Consider the following 17176-nt stretch of genomic DNA (forward strand, 5'->3'; position numbering starts at 1 on the left):
GCTGGGGAACGCGGTGCGTTCCGTATCTAAAAAATCTGGGGTGCGGCGCCGCCATCACGACGACGCCGCGGGCCCGCCGCCGTGGGCGACGGGCCGGTGCGGCGGGTACCTACCGGAAACCGGGGTACCCGCCGCTTGAACGTGACGTGACTCAGGCGCGCGGCTTTTCGCGCATCTCCCACGTCTCGATCATGTCGCCCTCTTGGATGTCGTTGAAGGAACCGAGGCCGATACCGCACTCGAAACCTTCGCGAACTTCCGTGGCGTCATCCTTGAAGCGACGCAGCGAATCGATGGTGAGGCTGTCCTTCACCACGTTGCCGTCGCGGACCAGGCGCGCCTTGGCGTTGCGCTTGACCACGCCCTTGGTGATGTACGCACCGGCGATGTTGCCCCACTTGGAGGAGCGGAACACCTCGCGGATCTCGGCGGTACCGAGCTCCACTTCCTCGTACTCCGGCTTGAGCATGCCCTTCAAGGCGCTCTCGACATCGTCGATGGCGTTGTAGATCACCGAGTAGAACTTCATGTCCACGCCCTCGCGGTCCGCGAGTTCGGTGACACGTTCCGCCGGGCGGACGTTGAAGCCAATGATGACCGCGTTGTCCACGGTGGCCAGGTTGACGTCGTTCTGCGTAATGGCACCCACACCGCGGTGGATGACGCGCAGCTGAACTTCGTCTCCGCCCACATCGATCTTGAGCAGCGAATCTTCCAGCGCCTCCACGGCACCGGACACGTCACCCTTGATGATGAGGTTGAGGGTGTCCATCTTGCCCTCTGCCACGGCCTCGTCGAAGGACTCGAGCGTGATGCGCTTGCGACGCTTGGCCAGCTGAGCGTTGCGGTCAGCGGCCTGACGCTTCTCGGAGATCTGGCGAGCCGTACGCTCCTCCTGGGTGGCCAGGAAGGTGTCACCGGCGCGGGGCACTGCGGACAGACCCAACACCTGGACCGGTCGGGACGGGGTGGCAGTCTCGACTGCCTGACCGTTCTCGTCGAACATGGCGCGCACGCGGCCGTGAGCCGCACCCGCGACAATGGCGTCGCCGACCTTCAGCGTGCCGGACTGGACCAGCACGGTACACACTGCGCCGCGGCCCTTGTCCAGGTTGGCTTCAATCGCCACGCCACGAGCTTCCTTGTCCGGGTTGGCCTGCAGTTCCAGGGCACCGTCAGCGGTCAGGACGACCGCGTCGAGCAGGTCTTCGATGTTCTGACCGGCACGCGCGGAGACATCCACGAACATGGTGTCGCCACCGTATTCTTCGGGGATCAATCCGTACTCGGTGAGCTGACCGCGGATCTTCTCCGGGTTGGCTTCCGGCTTGTCGATCTTGTTCACCGCGACCACGATCGGCACACCGGCCGCCTGGGCGTGGTTCAACGCCTCGACGGTCTGGGGCATCACGCCGTCATCAGCGGCGACCACCAGCACGGCGATGTCCGTGACCTTGGCACCACGGGCACGCATGGCGGTGAACGCCTCGTGACCGGGGGTGTCGATGAAGGTGATCAGACGCTCTTCACCGTCCACCTCGGTGGAGATCTGGTACGCACCGATGTGCTGGGTGATGCCGCCGGCCTCGCCCTCGATCACCGTGGTGTTACGGATCGCGTCGAGCAGACGGGTCTTACCGTGGTCGACGTGACCCATGACGGTGACAACCGGAGGACGGGATTCGAGAACCTCGTCGCCCTCGGCCTCGGCTTCGGCCTCGAGGTCGATGTCGAAGGATTCGAGCAGCTCGCGCTCCTCGTCCTCCGGCGAGACGACCTGGATCTTGAAGCCCAGCTCGGCACCCAACAGCTCGAACGTTTCTTCGTCCAGCGACTGGGTCTGCGTGGCCATCTCACCCAGGTGGATGAGAACGGTCACGAGCGATGCCGGGTTGGCGTTGATCTTCTCAGCGAAGTCCATGAGCGAGGCACCGCGACGCAGGCGGACCACCGTGTTGCCATCACCGTGCGGAACGGAGACGCCACCCACGGCGGGTGCTGACATCTGCTCAAGCTCTTGACGCTTCGCGCGCTTCGACTTGCGCTGACGTCCACGGCCACCGCCGCCTCGACCGAACGCACCCTGGGTACCACCACGACCACCGCGGCCGCGGAAACCGCCGCCGCCACCGGGGCCACCGGGACCGCCACCACCGCGGCGGGGTCCACCGCCACCGGCGTTACCGGGACGGCTTCCGATGGGAGCCACACCGGTGGTGTGCCCCGGCATCATGTTGGGCGAAGGGCGAGGACCACCGGGACGGGGAGCACCCTGACCGTGACCCTGGCCCTGGCGTGCGCCACCCGGACGCGGAGCACCCGAACGGGGTCCACCCTGGCCGCCCTGACCGCCGTGCGCGGGACGGGGACCGCCCGGACGAGGGCCTGCGGGGCGGGGTCCACCGGGACGGGGACCGCCCTGGCCGGAACCGCTGGTACGCATACCCTGCTGCGGGGCGAACGGGTTGTTACCGGGGCGAGGTGCGCCCGGCTTGCCGGAACGTTGCTGACCCGGACGAGCACCACTCGGCTTGGGACCGCCGGACTCGGAACCGCGACCCATACCCTGCTGCGATGCGTACGGGTTGTTACCCGGACGCGCACCGCCCGGCTTGGGGGCCGAGGACTTGGGTGACTGCGGCTTGGACTCGGGCGCCTTGGGTGCCTGTTCCTTGGGAGCCCCCGCCTTGGGTGCTTCGGCCTTGGGTGCCGGAGCGGGCGTGGACTCCGCCTTGGGAGCGGCAGCCGGAGCCGTCTCTTCCTTGGCCTGAGCGGGCTTGGGAGCAGCCTGACCCGGCTTGGGGCCGGGGGCTGCTGCGGGGCGCTCGGCAGCGGGCTTGGTCTCGGCCTTGGGCTGGGACTTCTGCGCCGGCTTGGTGCTCCGAGTCTTCTGGGGAGCCTTCTCCGCTGCAGCGTCGCCGGAACCGGCGGGGAATGCAGAACGAAGTTTCTTGGCTACGGGGGGCTCCACCGTGGAGGATGCTCCACGGACGAATTCCCCTAATTCTTGAAGCTTGGAAATCGCTTCTTTAGACGTGATACCGAGCTCTTTGGCGAGCTCGTGGACACGGGGCTTGGCCACATTTCTCCTGTCTCGGTTCGCACCGAAACAGGCACGAACCATTATCTTCCGTTGATGCGGCCTTGGGGCGCGTCGATGATCGACATGTCACCCTGCTGGCCGTGGGCGGAGTACGAAAAAGTACTCATCGCTTGGCACTCATCGGTTTTCCATGGTCTTCTGACTCGCTTTCCTTCTGTCCGTTCCACCGTGTGGACAGTAAAACGTTGAGGTGGTGACCGAGGTTCTCGGCACTGACGGCGGTGCGAAACGCGCGATTGAACGCGCGGCGTCGCACTGCTGTCCTGACGCATTCCTGGGCGGGATGCACCCAGGCACCTCGGCCGCCGATACGGCGGGACACGTCGAACACGGCTTCCAGGCCCTGCTCCGTCTGCTCCACCGCTACGCGGACGAGTTGGTCAGGGGACACAATTTTCTTGCATCCCACACAGGTTCGAAGGCTGTTCTGGCTCACCCTCGCTCCTGTACTTGCTCACGTGAGTACTCGGCACTCGCTAGGTGCGATGCCGGTGAGTACGCACAATTCACGAACTGACCGTAGACCAGTCTAACGCGCCGGGGATGATTCCCTCGAATTGCGGGTTTTCTCAGTGATTCGCCACTCGGGACTCGGGCACGATGTCGATGCGCCAGCCGGTCAGGCGCGCAGCCAATCGAGCGTTCTGCCCTTCCTTGCCGATGGCCAGTGACAGTTGGCTGTCGGGTACCACAGCTCGGGCCGAGCGAGTTCGCTCGTCAACGACCTCCACGCGGGTGGTCTTGGCCGGGGAGAGCGCATTGGCGATGAACACGTCGGGCTCTTCGGTGAAGTCGATGATGTCGATCTTCTCCTCCCCCAGTTCGTTCATGACCGCACGCACACGCGAACCCATTTCACCGATGCACGCGCCCTTGGCGTTGGCCCCGGGACGAGTCGCGACCACGGCCATCTTGGTGCGGTGACCGGCCTCGCGGGCCAGGGCGACGATCTCCACGGAGCCGTCCGCGATCTCGGGAACTTCCATCTCGAACAGGCGACGCACCAGGTCCGGGTGCGAACGGGACAGCATGATGGACGGGCCCTTCATGCCGCGCTTGGCCTCCACCACGAACGCGCGAATGCGGGCGCCGTGCTTGTAGACCTCGCCAGGTGCCTGCTCGTGCGGGGGCAGCACGGCCTCCACGGTGCCCAGGTTCACCTGGATCATGTTGGGATTCTTGCCCTGTTGAATCTGGCCGGACACCAGTTCACCCTCGCGGCCCTTGAAGTGGCCCAGCACGTTGTCGTCCTCCACGTCCCGCAGTTTCTGCAGAATGACCTGTCGCGCGGTTGCGGCGGCAATGCGACCGAAACCGGCGGGGGTGTCGTCGAACTCGCCGATCTTGTTCCCGTCCTCGTCGACCTCGTCCGCCCAGATGGTCACGTGACCGGTGCGGCGTTCGACTTCTGCGCGAGCACCGCTCACGGCACCCGGGGACTTCTGGTAGGCGAGCAACAGTGCCTGTTCGATGGTGGGGATCAACACGTCCACCGGAATGTCCCGTTCGCGTTCGAGCAGACGCAGGGTACTCATATCAATGTCCATGTGACCGGCCTTCCTTCGTGCCCATTCGGGACCCGTCCGGGAACCAAACAGCGCGCCACACATGGGAGGTGTGGTGCGCTGCGCGTGGGTATTGGCTAATTGTTCTTCGGGCTATGGTACATCCCCCGTGCGGGTTTAGATTTCGACCTCAACGCGCGCGCCACGCACGTTCTGGTAGTCCAGGCGCTCCGGGTCCAGGTACTTGATGGGCATTCCCTTCTTGGGCTGATGCCAGCGCTGCAGCACCGCGTGATCGTCGTGGGCTTCCAGCAGGCGGGCCGTGAAACGTTCGCCGTCCGCGGGGCGCACACGCACCAGGTGGCCGACATTGCGCTTCCAGTGTCGTGGGGATTCCAGCTCGCGGGTGGCACCGGGCGTGGAGACTTCCAGTTCGTAGGGCGGTCCCGGAACGGGATCGTGTTCGTCCAGCGCGCCGGATATGTCACGGGAGACCTCGGCCAGGCGATCCAGGTTCAGGGCGTCCGTGCCGTCCGGCAGGTCCAGCACGATCCGCAGGGTCCGCTGGGAGCCCTTGGTCTCGAGTTCGAGGTCTTCCAGATACAGTCCCGCGGTGGTGACCACTGGCTCCACGGCGTTGCGAATGGCGGTAGTGTCTGCCGAGCTCATGCGTTCTCCTTCGTGTCGGTCGTTCTCCCTATCATGGAACAACACCGGAGCTAGGGAGGAATCGTGGCCGCTGACCGCAGCATTCGCGCCTGGCCGTGGGTGATTGCGTTCCTGGCCATGGCGCTGGTCGCCGTCCTTGCGGCCGGTGCCTGGGCCACGTGGCGCCCGTTGTCCGAGTACGACGCCGCCCGGCTCACCGCCCGCGACATCGTCACCTCCGTGGATGAATCGCCCCGCGACGACGTTCCGCAAGACACCACGGATCGTCAGCTCTCCGCTCTCGGGCCCGCGGCCACTCCGGCGCAACGCGACCGGCTGGAAGACATGCGTGGCACAAATTCTGGACCGGATGCCACAACGGATACACCGGACCGCACACCGCAGGACGCTGCTACCGCGGACACGGACCTGACCACGGCCATTACCCGCATGACTGAACTGGCCACGGACCAAGAAGACCCAGACCTGGCAGCCACGATGGCCGGCATCGCGGCCTCGTGGTCCGCGGAAGTCACCCGGCAGGACGGCACCGCACAGCCATTGATGCAAAACGATGTATCCGACGAAAGAGCACCCGCGGATGCCGGAAGCCAGGAAGCCGAAGCAGAAGTGACCGAGCGGTGCACACCCGAGTTGACGGCCGTGGCCACGCAGATTGACCGAGCCCTGTTCACCGCTCAATCGGCCAATGCGCGCGGCACCGATTTCTCAGAAACCGCTCGGGCGCTCACCGAATGGCAGGAGAGTATGCAGCGGATTCAGGACCACCCCGCGGTCGAGTCGTTGTACGAATGTGAGCCTCGCCCCGCACGCGGCGGTTATGAGTTACCGCGTGACATCGCGGATGACCCCGAGGCCGCTTCGGGTGAGGTGGCCCAAGACGTGTCTGCTTACGCTCAAGGCGCCATCAGTACGGTCACCCCCGTTGAACGCGTCTGGCTCATGGAGGTCCTGGAATCCTCGGCGCGTGCTCATGCGCTGCTACAGCCTTCCGATCCCGTGCCCGCGTTGGCGGGTGAACACCAGGTCAGCGACCGCTGAGGATGTCCCATCCAAGCTTCACGATGAGCACGCTCACCACCACGAAGAAGATGATCCGGATAAAAGAACTCCCCTTCGCCACGGCCGTCCGGGCACCGATGTAGCCACCCAGCATGTTGCTGATGCCCAGCACCAAGCCGAGTCCCCACAGGATCGACCCGTTGGCCGTGAACACGATGAGTGCGCCGATGTTGGTGGCCAGATTGATGATCTTGGCCTTGGCGCTCGCGGCCAGGAAGCTATAGCCGAGCACCGAGACCAGCCCGATCACTAGGAAGGAGCCGGTTCCGGGACCCATGACGCCGTCGTAGAAGCCGATGCCACCGCCCAGCAGAATGGCCAATCCGTAGTGCCGCGCGCCGCTGTGCCGCAGGGCCGTGAGCTGCCCCATGGTGGGGTGGGCAATAGTGAAAATCAACACACCGATCAGCGCTGCCACGATGATCGGCCGAAAGACCTCGGCGGGCAGCAAGGATGCAACCGCCGCTCCCCCACCTGACGCAACGAGGGCCACCACCGCCATGGGAAGGGCGGTGCGAAGGTCCGGATGCACCCGGCGGTAATACGTGACCGCGGAGGTTGCCGTGCCGAAGATCGAACCCATCTTGTTGGTCGCGAGCGCCTGGACGGGAGTAATTCCCGGGATCATCATGGCAACGGGCAGCTGTAGCAGTCCGCCGCCGCCCACGACCGCATCGATGAATCCGGCGGCCAGGCCGGTCAGTACCAAGAGCAGCAGAAGGCCCGGGGTTGCGGATTCCAACCCCGAGCCTTCCAAGAACCATGCGTCCACGCGGGATACCGGTGGTGACCGCGCGAGCGGTTACCGGGCCTCGGCCGATTCGGGTTGAACGCTGTTCGAGATTTCCGATTGCAGCTCTTGGACCACTCGGTCCCGGGCGATGTCCCGGCTGTCGCCGCTGCGGCGATCGCGCACTTCGAGCAGTCCGTCCTTGAGACCGCGTCCGATCACCAGGACCGTGGGAACACCCAGCAGCTCTGCGTCACCGAATTTCACGCCCGGTGAGGTCTTGGGACGGTCGTCGAAGATCACGCTCAGACCCGCGTCCTCGATCTCCTTGACGATTTCCTCGGCAGCTTCGAGCACCTCGGCACCCTTGCCCGTGGCCACCACGTGCACATCGGCCGGGGCCAGGTTGCGGGGCCAGATCAGGCCCTTGTCGTCGTGGTAGTACTCGGCCACGGCGGCCAGCGCGCGTGTCACGCCAACACCGTAGGAGCCCATGGTCACGGTCACGAGCTTGCCGTTCTGGTCTAGCACCTTCAGCCCCAGAGCCTCCGCGTACTTGCGGCCGAGCTGGAACACGTGCCCCATTTCTACGCCGCGGGCAATCTCCAGTTCACCGGAACCGTCGGGAGCCTGGTCACCGGCTCGCACGCTGCAAGCCTCCAGGGTGGCGTCCCACGTGAAGTCACGCTCGGCCACCAGGCCGTACACGTGCATTTCGCTCACGTTGGCGCCGGTAATCCAGCTGGTACCGGGCACCACGCGGGGATCCACGAAGTACGGGATCTCCGACTGGGACTTTGCACCCAACAGGGCATCGTCCCGGGTCATACCGGGGCCGAGATAGCCCTTGACGATCTCGGGGCGGGCCCGCAGCTGCTCGTCGCTGGCGGGTTCCACGTCCAGTTCGCCGCCCACGCCCAGAGCTTCGCCGATACCGGCCTCCACACGCTTGATGTCGATGTCACGATCACCGGGGATTCCCACGGCAACCAGTTGTTTCTCTCCATCGGGAAGGGTCACCGACAGCACCACGTTCTTGAGCGTGTCCGCGGCGGTCCACTCCCCCGATTCACGCGGGTGGAGCTCGTTGGAACGCTGGACGAGAGTCTCGATCGTGGGACTGTCAGGGGTCCTGTTCACCTGGGCGGCCGGAGCGTCGTCGTAGGCAATGGCCTCGGGCGGCACGGTGGTGACGGCCTCCACGTTGGCGGCGTAGCCGCCGGCCGACCGGACAAAGGTGTCCTCGCCGATGGGCGTGGGGTGCATGAACTCTTCGGACTGCGAACCGCCCATGGCTCCCGACTGTGCCGATACCGCGACCACGGGCAAACCGAGACGCTCGAAGATCCGAACGTACGCGGCGCGGTGCTTGGCGTAGGACTCGTCCAGACCGGTGTCGTCCACGTCGAAGGAATAGGAATCCTTCATGATGAACTCGCGACCGCGCAGCAGACCCGCGCGAGGGCGGGCCTCGTCGCGGTACTTGGTCTGGATCTGGTAGAGCATCGCCGGCAGATCCTTGTACGACGAGTACATGTCCTTCACGACCAAGGTGAACATTTCCTCGTGCGTGGGCGCGAGCAGGTAATCGGCGCCCTTGCGGTCCTGGAGCCGGAACAGGTTCTCGCCGTACTCGGTCCAGCGATTGGTGGTCTCGTACGGTTCACGGGGCAGCAGCGCCGGGAAGTGAACTTCCTGCGCACCGATCGCGTCCATTTCCTCGCGGACCACGGACTCGACCTTGCGCAGCACATTCAGCCCGAGCGGCAACCACGTGTAAATACCCGGAGCGGCGCGACGAATATAACCGGCGCGCACGAGCAGTCGGTGGCTGGCCACGTCTGCATCAACGGGATCCTCACGCAAAGTGCGGAGGAACAGGGAACTCAGGCGAAGCGGCACGAAGAGTCCTAACCGCCCGTAAACGGGCCTTCGAAAAAATGGCTGGTATCTGGTGGGATTCTATCCCCCAGATACCAGCCTCTCAGACCAAGATGGATGCTTACTGTTCAGAAATCTTGTTGGCGGATTCTTGCAGGATGGCCTCGATGTCCGGGGTTTCGGACGAGGCACTTTCCGACTCACCGGATGCGCCCTGGCCACTCACCACGACAAAGGTGTTTCCGACCACGGCGGAGGCCTGAGTCATCTTGTTGGACTGTCCACCCATGTCCATGGTCATGTCCATGATGGAAGCTTCGGAGCCGTTATCGACCTCGATGTCACGCGGTTCGATGGTGGCTTCGATCTTGCTTCCCATCAGCTCCATCGTGAAGTCCTGGCAGTCTTCGTTCTGCTGGTTGGCGTTCTTCGCGTGCTCGGTGGCCTCGTCCCCGGATCCCAATGGCATGGCGCTCACCGCGAACTTCCCGCCCGAGGGTGTGGCCACCACGATGTTCTCAACGTGGCCGGAGGAAGAGTCCAGGGCCGCCTTGACCAGGTCCTTGCATTGCGAGGGCTCGATGGTGGCCTGCTCCAACGCCTGCTCAATGTCATCCATCTGGGTCCCGGCGCTCTCCTGATCCATGGCCTCGGCGGTCAGGGTCTGACCGTCCACCTCCACGCTGTTGAGCGCGGTAATCAATTGGTCTTGGGAGTAGCTGGCTTCGGGGTCGGGTTCGTTACCTCCCCCGGAAGAACATGCCGTGAGCGCGAGTGCTGCGATCGCGACAGCCGCCGCGGCACGTGCGCCGCGGCGTCGGGGGGACTGAATACGAGAGAACGATGCGGGGGTAGTGGTCTTGGAGCCCATCGGAGATCACCTATTTTCGCCGGTACTGTCAGTTGTCTTCAGCGGCTGATCGCGCCACGCTCCAAAGGTAACCCGGTTCACACTTCACGCCGCGTGTTCACGCAGATTGTGAAGCACCTCGTTGGCCACGTCCGTGGCTTCGCGTTCGAGATCCTCGGCCGGCATACGTTGGCTGTTCATATCGCCGGTGACCAGGAAATCCGAATCGAAGTGCGCCACCGTGACCACCGCGTTGCCCAGGCTGGCTTGCACCAACACGGTCTTGAGCGGTGCTCCCAACACCGTTCCGCTCACCCTGGACGCTGGACTCTGCAACGCATCCACATCCACGTCCAGGGGCATCACGCGAGTCTGAACGCTGACACCGGACACCGTCATGGTCATGTCCTGGCAGCGCCCGTGAAGTTCGATGTTCTCGGTCACCCGTTCTCGAGCATCCTCGGCCGAATCCGTCAGCTCAACTGTGACGGCCGTGAGATTGTCCCGGCTCAACGCCTTGTACGAGTTCGTGGATGATGCCGGAACCGCCAGGTAGGACACTGCAGCGTCCCTCACGGGTTCGCAGATCTTGGGGTCCACTTGGGCCCCCAACCCCAGTTCGCTGACCGCGCGGTCGCGCGCTCTACCCCCGGAGTCACCGCCGGTCTCGTTCGTACCCGGCGATGAAGGCTGATCACTGGCGGCTGTGCCCGCGCCCTGTCGAGTGGTGTACAACGACAACGGATTCTCCTCCGAGACCAGCACACCGTCCATCGACTGGCGTGCGTCTTCGGGCTCGACCACTATGTGGGACTCGGTGGAGTGCTGAGCTTCCGGTGAAGCGCAACCGGAGAGCATGTACAGTCCCAGGCCGGCGCACATGAGCGTACCCACGATCGAGACGCGCTTCGTTGCGCGCCCGGTGTTCTTCATGGCAGTCAATCCCCTCCCCAGGCAATCGACCTCAATGGTACTGACCAGTTACTGGCTTGCCGTTCTCCCGGAACAACATGACGGGCCCTGACTACAGCAGAACGGTCGCGAAGGTCCCGGATCTCTCAAAACCGACCCGGCGATACGTGGCCAGGGCCGGGGCATTGTAGGAATTCACGTAGAGACTGACCACGGGAACATATATCCTAGCCAACGCCACCACAGCGGCCATACAGGGTGCCGCGAGTCCTTGACCGCGATAGGCAGGATCGACCCACACGCCCTGGATCTGGCACACCCCACCGCTGATGGAACCGATGTCCGCTTTAAAGAGGACTTTCCCGTCCGTGTCGTTGGCGAGCACCGCGGTTCGTTTCTCACGCAGCAGCTGCTCCACACGCTTGCGGTAACTCTGAGCACCATCCACGAACGGTGAATAGCCCACTTCTTCTTCGAACATGGCCGCGGCCGCGGGGAGCACGCGGGAGAACTCCGAGATCTCGGCCCACCGCACTCGACGCGAGACGTGATTCAACTGTTCAGGGGCTGGGTCCTGGTCCATGGCCAGCAGCGGTTGCTCTGGACGCACGTCGAAGGGAAGCGGCCACGAACCTTTAAGTCGGTTCCAGAGCCCCATGACGGGATCCGCGGGGCCGAAAATCGACGCGTAGTGAGACCCGCCCCGCGCCAGATAATCAGCTACGAGGTCCTGACCGGTCTCGTCCAGCGCCACGGGGACCACGTTGGTACCCACCCAGCAGGCACCCACGAGTTCCTGATCCGGGTTCATGACGCCCACCACGGGCGGAGGGCGGCGACGTCGTGCGGTGCGCACCGAATCGACGTGGGAGCCCACGAACACCGAGGAGACCGCGTGACGCGCCAGGAGCTGGTCCAATTGGGATTGGGGCACTGCCCCGGGAACCAGCAGACGCGTCACCCGGTATCGGATCATCCGGCCGTCACGACCGGGGCGCCCTCTACGGGCTGACCGTTCTCGTCGAGCTCCATGTCCTCGGCCATGCGATTCGCCTGCTCCAGCAGGGTCTCCACGATTTGGTCCTCGGGAACGGTCTTGATGACCTCACCCTTGACGAAGATCTGTCCCTTCCCATTACCGGAAGCAACACCCAGATCGGCTTCGCGAGCCTCGCCAGGCCCGTTGACGACACAACCCATCACGGCCACGCGCAACGGCACGGTCAGGTGCTCGAGACCCTTGGTGACGTCGTCGGCGAGCTTGTAGACATCCACCTGGGCGCGGCCACAGGACGGGCAGGAGACGATCTCCAGCTTGCGCGGGCGCAGGCCCAGCGACTGCAGAATCTGGTTGCCCACCTTGACCTCTTCGACCGGGGGTGCGGACAGCGAGACGCGGATGGTGTCGCCGATGCCCTGTCCCAGCAGAATGCCGAAGGCGGTCGCGGACTTCACGGTGCCCTGCAGCGCGGGCCCGGCCTCGGTCACACCCAGGTGCAACGGCCAGTCACCGCGCTCGGCGAGCAACTGGTAGGCGCGCACCATGGTCACGGGGTCGTTGTGCTTGACGGAGATCTTGAAATCGTGGAAGTTGTGTTCCTCGAACAAAGAGGCTTCCCAGACGGCGGACTCCATGAGTGCCTCCGGGGTGGCCTTGCCGTACTTCTCGAGCAGGCGCTTGTCCAGCGATCCCGCGTTCACGCCGATCCGGATGGATACGCCCGCGGCCTCGGCTGCGCGGGAAATGCCCTCGATCTGATCATCGAACTTGCGGATGTTGCCCGGGTTCACGCGTACCGCGGCACAGCCGGCATCGATGGCCGCGTAGACGTACTTGGGCTGGAAGTGGATGTCAGCAATCACCGGGATCGGTGACTTCTTGGCGATGATGGGCAACGCATCAGCGTCATCCTGGGACGGGCAGGCCACACGCACAATGTCGCAACCAGCTGCGTTGAGTTCTGCGATCTGCTGCAGCGTGGCGTTGATGTTGGTGGTGGGCGTGGTGGTCATCGACTGCACGCTGACCGGGAAATCCGATCCGACACCCACGGACCCCACCTGGATCTGACGGGTCTTCCGTCGAGGTGAAAGGACCGGCTGGGGTGCAGCGGGCATACCGAGACTGACCGAACTCACGAATTGCCTCCAGAAGCTTGTTGGCCGGGGGTGCGCAAGGGCACTCCCCGATTTATTCACCTTCCATTGTGCCACCTTGCCGAGAGCCTGCAGCCGGACGTGAGCAAACGAACGCCCAACGACGCCGCCCCGGGCCTTTCGTGGGAAGGCCCGGGGCGGGATTCGTAGCGGTTGTCCTCGCTAGCGGCGCATGATCTTGCGCGCCAACCAGTTGCCGAAGAACTGAACCAACTGCACCAGAATGATGATCACAATCACAGCTGCCCAGGTGACCTCGTCATTGAAACGCTGGTAACCCAGACGCAACGCGAAGTCGCCCAAACCACCAGCGCCAATGGCACCGGCCATGGCGGACATGTCCGTGATGCCGATGACCAAGAAGGTGTAACCCAGCACCAGCGGGCCGAGAGCCTCGGGCAGGATCACCGTGGTGATGATCCGGAACCGAGACACACCCATGGAACGAGCGGCCTCAACCACACCGGGATCCACGCTCATCAGGTTCTGCTCCACGATGCGCGCCACAGCGAACGTTGCACCAATGGTCATGGCGAAAATCGCGGCGTTGGGACCCAGTCGGGTGCCCACGACGGCCTCGGTGGCCTGGCCAAGTGCGGCCAGCAGAATGATGAACGGGATGGGGCGGATGAAGTTCACCAGGAGGTTCAGCGCGGTGAAAACCGCGGAGTTCTCCAGGATGTTGCCCCGACGGGTGACGTAGAGTCCCACGCCGACCACCAGCCCGATAAGACCGGCCAACACCAGGGTGACTGCCACCATGTACAGGGTCTCGCCGGTGGCCGAGAGCAATTGGGGTCCCAATAATGGCCAATCCATCAGCGGGTCACCTCCTCTACCTTGGTGATTTCACGCAGCCGAACAATGGTGTTCTCCACGGCGGTGTCCGGACCGTTCAACGACAGCGTCAACGTGCCGAAGGACCGCGACTGCAGCATGGAGATGCCACCGAACGCGATGTTGAACGTCACGCCGTCCCGGGCGCACTCCGAGAGAACGGAGCCGATCCGGTTCTGGTCGGTGACATCCACCAGGATCAGGCGACCCGGGTGTTCCTCGCGCAGCTTGGCGATCTCGTCCTCACGGGGAACGGTGCGCATCACCGAGGAGACGAACTTCCGTGTGGTCTCGGCCTGGGGGTAGGCAAAAACGTCCGACGTGGTGCCCATTTCGACCACTCGGCCGCTGTCCATCACGGCTACGCGATCCGCGATGGAACGCACCACGTCCATCTCGTGGGTGATCAGCACAATGGTGATCCCCAGTTCCCGGTTGACCCGCTTGAGCAGTCCGAGCACTTCCTGGGTGGTTTCGGGGTCCAGCGCCGAGGTCGATTCGTCCGCGAGTAACAACTCCGGATTGGAGGCGAGGGCGCGAGCAATGCCCACGCGCTGCTTCTGCCCACCGGACAGCTCTTCGGGATAGTTCTTGGCACGGTCCGTCAGTCCCACGAAGTCCAGCAGCTCGGTCACTCGCCGTTTGCGCTCCTCGGGCTTCCACCCGGCACGCTTGAGCGGATACTCGATATTGCCCGCCACGGTGCGCGAGTTGAACAGGTTGAACTGCTGAAAGATCATGCCGATCTTGCGGCGGATGGGTGCCAACTGCACCTCGGACTTACCGTCCACCCGGTTACCCGCAACCTCGAGCGATCCGGAGCTGATGGGCTCCAGACCGTTGATCAATCGCACGAGGGTGGACTTGCCGGCTCCGGAGTACCCGATCACGGCAAAGATCTCGCCCTTGGTGATGTCCAGGGTGACGCTGTCCACGGCGTTGACCACTCGCGGTGCGCGCTTGGATCCGCCCGTGTAGACCTTGCTGACGTCCCGGAAGCGCACCAGGGTGCGCTCACTGGATACTTCCGTCACTGGGTCTGTTCCTTCAGGTCTTCCTGATACCGCGTCAGCAGATCCTTGAGTTCCTGCTGGTCCACCTCTGTCGGGACAGCGGTGCCCTTGCTCTCCTCGTCCTCGGCCTTCAAGACCTTGGGGTCGTAGTAGAAGCTTGCAACCTTCTTGAGAGTTTCGTTGTCGGCGTTGGCCTCGGTAGCAGCGAACAGGTTGTTGAAGACCTTGGCGCTGTCCTGCTTCGGATCATCCGATGCGAGAGCGGACTTGGGATCGATGTTCGCTCGGCCCAGGAAGTCGTTGTTGATCACGGAAGCCGCCACGGAATCCATTGACAAAACAGTCTGTTCGGCGGACACGGGACGCACAGAGACCTTGGACTTCTCGGTGTCGATATCGCCTTCGGTCGGGGCAATGGTGTCCTTGGTGAATTCGACCAGCCCCTCCTGCTTGAGCAGGTTCAGTGCACGACCCAGGTTGATCGAGTCATTGGGAATCGCGATCTCGTCGCCGTCCTTGATCTGGTCCAGGGAGTCGTACTTGCTGGAGTACATACCCAACGGGTAAATCGCGGTGGACCCGACCGGTGTGATGGTGTCACCAGAGTTGTTGTTGTAGTCAGCAAGGTACGCGGTGTGCTGGAACCAGTTCATGTCCACGTCGCCGCTCTTGGTGGCGGGGTTCGGCTGGTTGTAGTCGCTGAAATCCACGTACTCGACGGTGATGTCGTTCTCGGCAGCGACTTCCTTGAGCGCGTCGTGAGCGGGCTCCGAGCCGACGATGCCAATGGTGACGGTGCCGTCCGCAGCAGGATCGGAGGATTCAGAATCTCCGCCGCCGCACGCGGTCAAGGTGAGGCCGATGGTGGTGGCCAGCGCAAGGGGGATCAAACGGTGAGATCGCACGATGTGCCTTTCCGAGGTGTGAAATGTTCTGGGCGATTAACAACTGAAAGCGGTACGTCCGAGGACACACCGCAGTTGCAAGGCTCGTGCTAGTTGATTCGGGAAACCGCACTTGCCGGGAGCTACGTTAACCGCGGCCGGATGGTCATCTGGGGCACCCCGCTACGGGAGAGGGTTGCCGTCCGGCCAGCCAGAGCTTGACGCCGGATCTCGTCATCCGCGGCCAAGCCTAACATGGGGCCGGCGGTGATCAGCGTGCGCTGAAACGCTGCGCAATAAACTGATCCGCCCGGTTCCTGGCCCAGCCCTCGGCGCCCAGGACGTCCTCGAGCCGCGGGGTCGTGTCGCCCTCGTGTTCATTCACGACCACCGCAACGATGTCCACGATGGTCGTGAAGTTCACCTCACCCCGGTGGAAGGCGTACACGGCCTGCTCATTGGCCGCGTTGAACACGGCCGGCCAGGTGCCGCCCAGCGTCCCGGCATGCTTCATCAGCTCGATGGCGGGGAATGCCTCGGTGTCCAGCGGCTCGAAGGTCCAGTGCGCCGCTTGCGTCCAATCGCACGACACCGCCGCGCCGGGAATTCTGTGGGGCCACCCCATACCCAGGGCAATGGGCAGTCGCATGTCCGGCGGTGATACCTGGGCCAGGGTGGAACCGTCCACGAACTGGACCATGGAATGCACCACGGACTGTGGGTGCACGGTCACGTCTATCCGGTCCAGGGCAACGTCGAACAACAAGGATGCTTCCAGGACCTCAAGCGCCTTGTTGACCATGGTGGCCGAATTGGTCGTGACCATCACCCCCATGTCCCATGTGGGGTGTTTCAACGCCTGCTGGGGCGTGACCGTGGTGAGTTGATCCCGGGACATCCCTCGGAAGGGTCCGCCGGAGGCGGTGAGGATCAATCGGTCGACTTCGCTCGAACGGCCTCCCCGCAGCGCCTGCGCCAGAGCCGAGTGCTCGGAATCCACCGGGATCAGCGGGGTCTCCAGGCCGGTGGCGGCCGCGGCCTGTTTGACCAGCGGGCCGCCCGCGATGAGGGACTCCTTGTTGGCCAGCGCCACGGGCGTCCCCGCGTGTAATGCGGCGAGCGTGGGAGCCAGTCCGATGGACCCGGTGATGCCGTTGAGAACGACATCACAGTCCGAGTGTTCCGCCACGCACGTTGCGGCCTCAGGCCCGTGGAAGATCTCGGGGGTGAAGCCTGTCAGGCCCTCCCCCGAGGCTCGTTGGGCAATGAGTTCTTTCAGTTGCCGGGCGTGGTCGGCCGTGCCACTGGTTCCGACCGCGGCCACACGTTCTCGGACGGCCTGCTCCGCCAGCACCGGCAGGTTGGACGTTCCGGCGGCCAAGGCCGTGACCGACAGCGGCGGGTGCCCCGCGGCGGCGTCGCCCTCGCCCGGTCGCCGCAGGCCACGCGCGGAGGCGACGACGTCGAGCGCTTGCGTACCGATGGAGCCCGTGGAACCCAGAATGACCACGCGCCGGGGATGCTTGCCAGTGGCGCTGTCGAGTTCGGGGGTCATGGTCAGGGGTGCGTCGGA

At 64.2% G+C, this 17176-nt stretch carries 15 protein-coding genes and 1 riboswitch; of the genes, 1 reads left to right on the forward strand and 14 read right to left on the reverse strand.

Features of this window, described 5'->3' with window-relative positions:
• Window positions 1-151: 151 nt before the first annotated feature.
• The 4 genes from infB to rimP all read right to left on the reverse strand — a co-directional run bounded on the left by infB (window position 152) and on the right by rimP (window position 5277).
• The gene (gene infB, locus CKW39_RS03100) at window positions 152-3082 is read right to left on the reverse strand and encodes a translation initiation factor IF-2 (protein ID WP_095796718.1); all 2931 of its coding nucleotides are present in this window, start codon (window positions 3080-3082) and stop codon (window positions 152-154) included.
• 124 nt (window positions 3083-3206) lie between these two features.
• Entirely contained in the window at window positions 3207-3539 is a 333-nt protein-coding gene (locus CKW39_RS03105; protein ID WP_095796719.1) for a YlxR family protein, read from the reverse strand.
• A 133-nt stretch (window positions 3540-3672) separates the two neighbouring features.
• Complete coding sequence (nusA, locus tag CKW39_RS03110) at window positions 3673-4650, reverse strand: transcription termination factor NusA (RefSeq protein ID WP_095796720.1); 978 nt, start codon at window positions 4648-4650, stop codon at window positions 3673-3675.
• Window positions 4651-4785: 135 nt separating this feature from the next.
• Window positions 4786-5277 (reverse strand): ribosome maturation factor RimP, encoded by a 492-nt coding sequence (gene rimP, locus CKW39_RS03115; RefSeq protein WP_095796721.1) that lies wholly within the window; start codon window positions 5275-5277, stop codon window positions 4786-4788.
• 63 nt (window positions 5278-5340) lie between these two features.
• Here rimP and CKW39_RS03120 point away from each other — a divergent pair, with 63 nt between their 5' ends.
• Window positions 5341-6318: a hypothetical protein gene (locus CKW39_RS03120; protein WP_095796722.1), complete on the forward strand. Its 978-nt coding sequence runs from the start codon at window positions 5341-5343 to the stop codon at window positions 6316-6318.
• Here CKW39_RS03120 and CKW39_RS03125 read toward each other — a convergent pair.
• From CKW39_RS03125 to dxr, 10 genes are all read right to left on the reverse strand, one after another.
• Window positions 6305-7111: a TSUP family transporter gene (locus CKW39_RS03125; protein ID WP_095796723.1), complete on the reverse strand. Its 807-nt coding sequence runs from the start codon at window positions 7109-7111 to the stop codon at window positions 6305-6307. The two genes, CKW39_RS03120 and CKW39_RS03125, sit on opposite strands and share 14 nt — an antisense overlap.
• Before the next feature lie 30 nt (window positions 7112-7141).
• The gene (locus tag CKW39_RS03130) at window positions 7142-8971 is read right to left on the reverse strand and encodes a proline--tRNA ligase (RefSeq protein ID WP_095796724.1); all 1830 of its coding nucleotides are present in this window, start codon (window positions 8969-8971) and stop codon (window positions 7142-7144) included.
• A gap of 100 nt (window positions 8972-9071) precedes the next feature.
• Entirely contained in the window at window positions 9072-9821 is a 750-nt protein-coding gene (locus CKW39_RS03135; protein ID WP_095796725.1) for a hypothetical protein, read from the reverse strand.
• Between the two features lie 84 nt (window positions 9822-9905).
• The gene (locus CKW39_RS03140) at window positions 9906-10733 is read right to left on the reverse strand and encodes a hypothetical protein (protein WP_095796726.1); all 828 of its coding nucleotides are present in this window, start codon (window positions 10731-10733) and stop codon (window positions 9906-9908) included.
• A 91-nt stretch (window positions 10734-10824) separates the two neighbouring features.
• Window positions 10825-11646: a DUF4081 domain-containing GNAT family N-acetyltransferase gene (locus CKW39_RS03145; RefSeq protein ID WP_254049248.1), complete on the reverse strand. Its 822-nt coding sequence runs from the start codon at window positions 11644-11646 to the stop codon at window positions 10825-10827.
• A 38-nt stretch (window positions 11647-11684) separates the two neighbouring features.
• Window positions 11685-12851 carry a flavodoxin-dependent (E)-4-hydroxy-3-methylbut-2-enyl-diphosphate synthase gene (gene ispG / locus CKW39_RS03150; RefSeq protein ID WP_095796728.1) on the reverse strand — a complete coding sequence of 389 codons (1167 nt, stop codon included), beginning with the start codon at window positions 12849-12851 and terminating at the stop codon, window positions 11685-11687.
• 180 nt (window positions 12852-13031) lie between these two features.
• Complete coding sequence (locus CKW39_RS03155) at window positions 13032-13688, reverse strand: methionine ABC transporter permease (protein WP_095796729.1); 657 nt, start codon at window positions 13686-13688, stop codon at window positions 13032-13034.
• Window positions 13688-14740 carry a methionine ABC transporter ATP-binding protein gene (locus CKW39_RS03160; protein WP_095796730.1) on the reverse strand — a complete coding sequence of 351 codons (1053 nt, stop codon included), beginning with the start codon at window positions 14738-14740 and terminating at the stop codon, window positions 13688-13690. Before CKW39_RS03160 ends, CKW39_RS03155 begins: the two co-directional genes overlap by 1 nt.
• Window positions 14737-15624, reverse strand: coding sequence for a MetQ/NlpA family ABC transporter substrate-binding protein (locus tag CKW39_RS03165; RefSeq protein WP_165189395.1), 888 nt, complete (start codon window positions 15622-15624; stop codon window positions 14737-14739). The genes CKW39_RS03160 and CKW39_RS03165 overlap by 4 nt, the downstream gene beginning before the upstream one ends.
• 103 nt (window positions 15625-15727) lie before the next feature.
• A riboswitch (SAM riboswitch) is annotated at window positions 15728-15842 on the reverse strand.
• Window positions 15843-15874: 32 nt separating this feature from the next.
• A complete protein-coding gene (gene dxr, locus CKW39_RS03170) occupies window positions 15875-17158 on the reverse strand; it encodes a 1-deoxy-D-xylulose-5-phosphate reductoisomerase (protein ID WP_095796966.1) in 1284 nt (427 codons plus the stop codon).
• Between the last annotated feature and the right edge of the window lie 18 nt (window positions 17159-17176).

The organism is Kocuria sp. WRN011 (genome assembly GCF_002295155.1).
Lineage (GTDB): Bacteria > Actinomycetota > Actinomycetes > Actinomycetales > Micrococcaceae > Kocuria > Kocuria carniphila.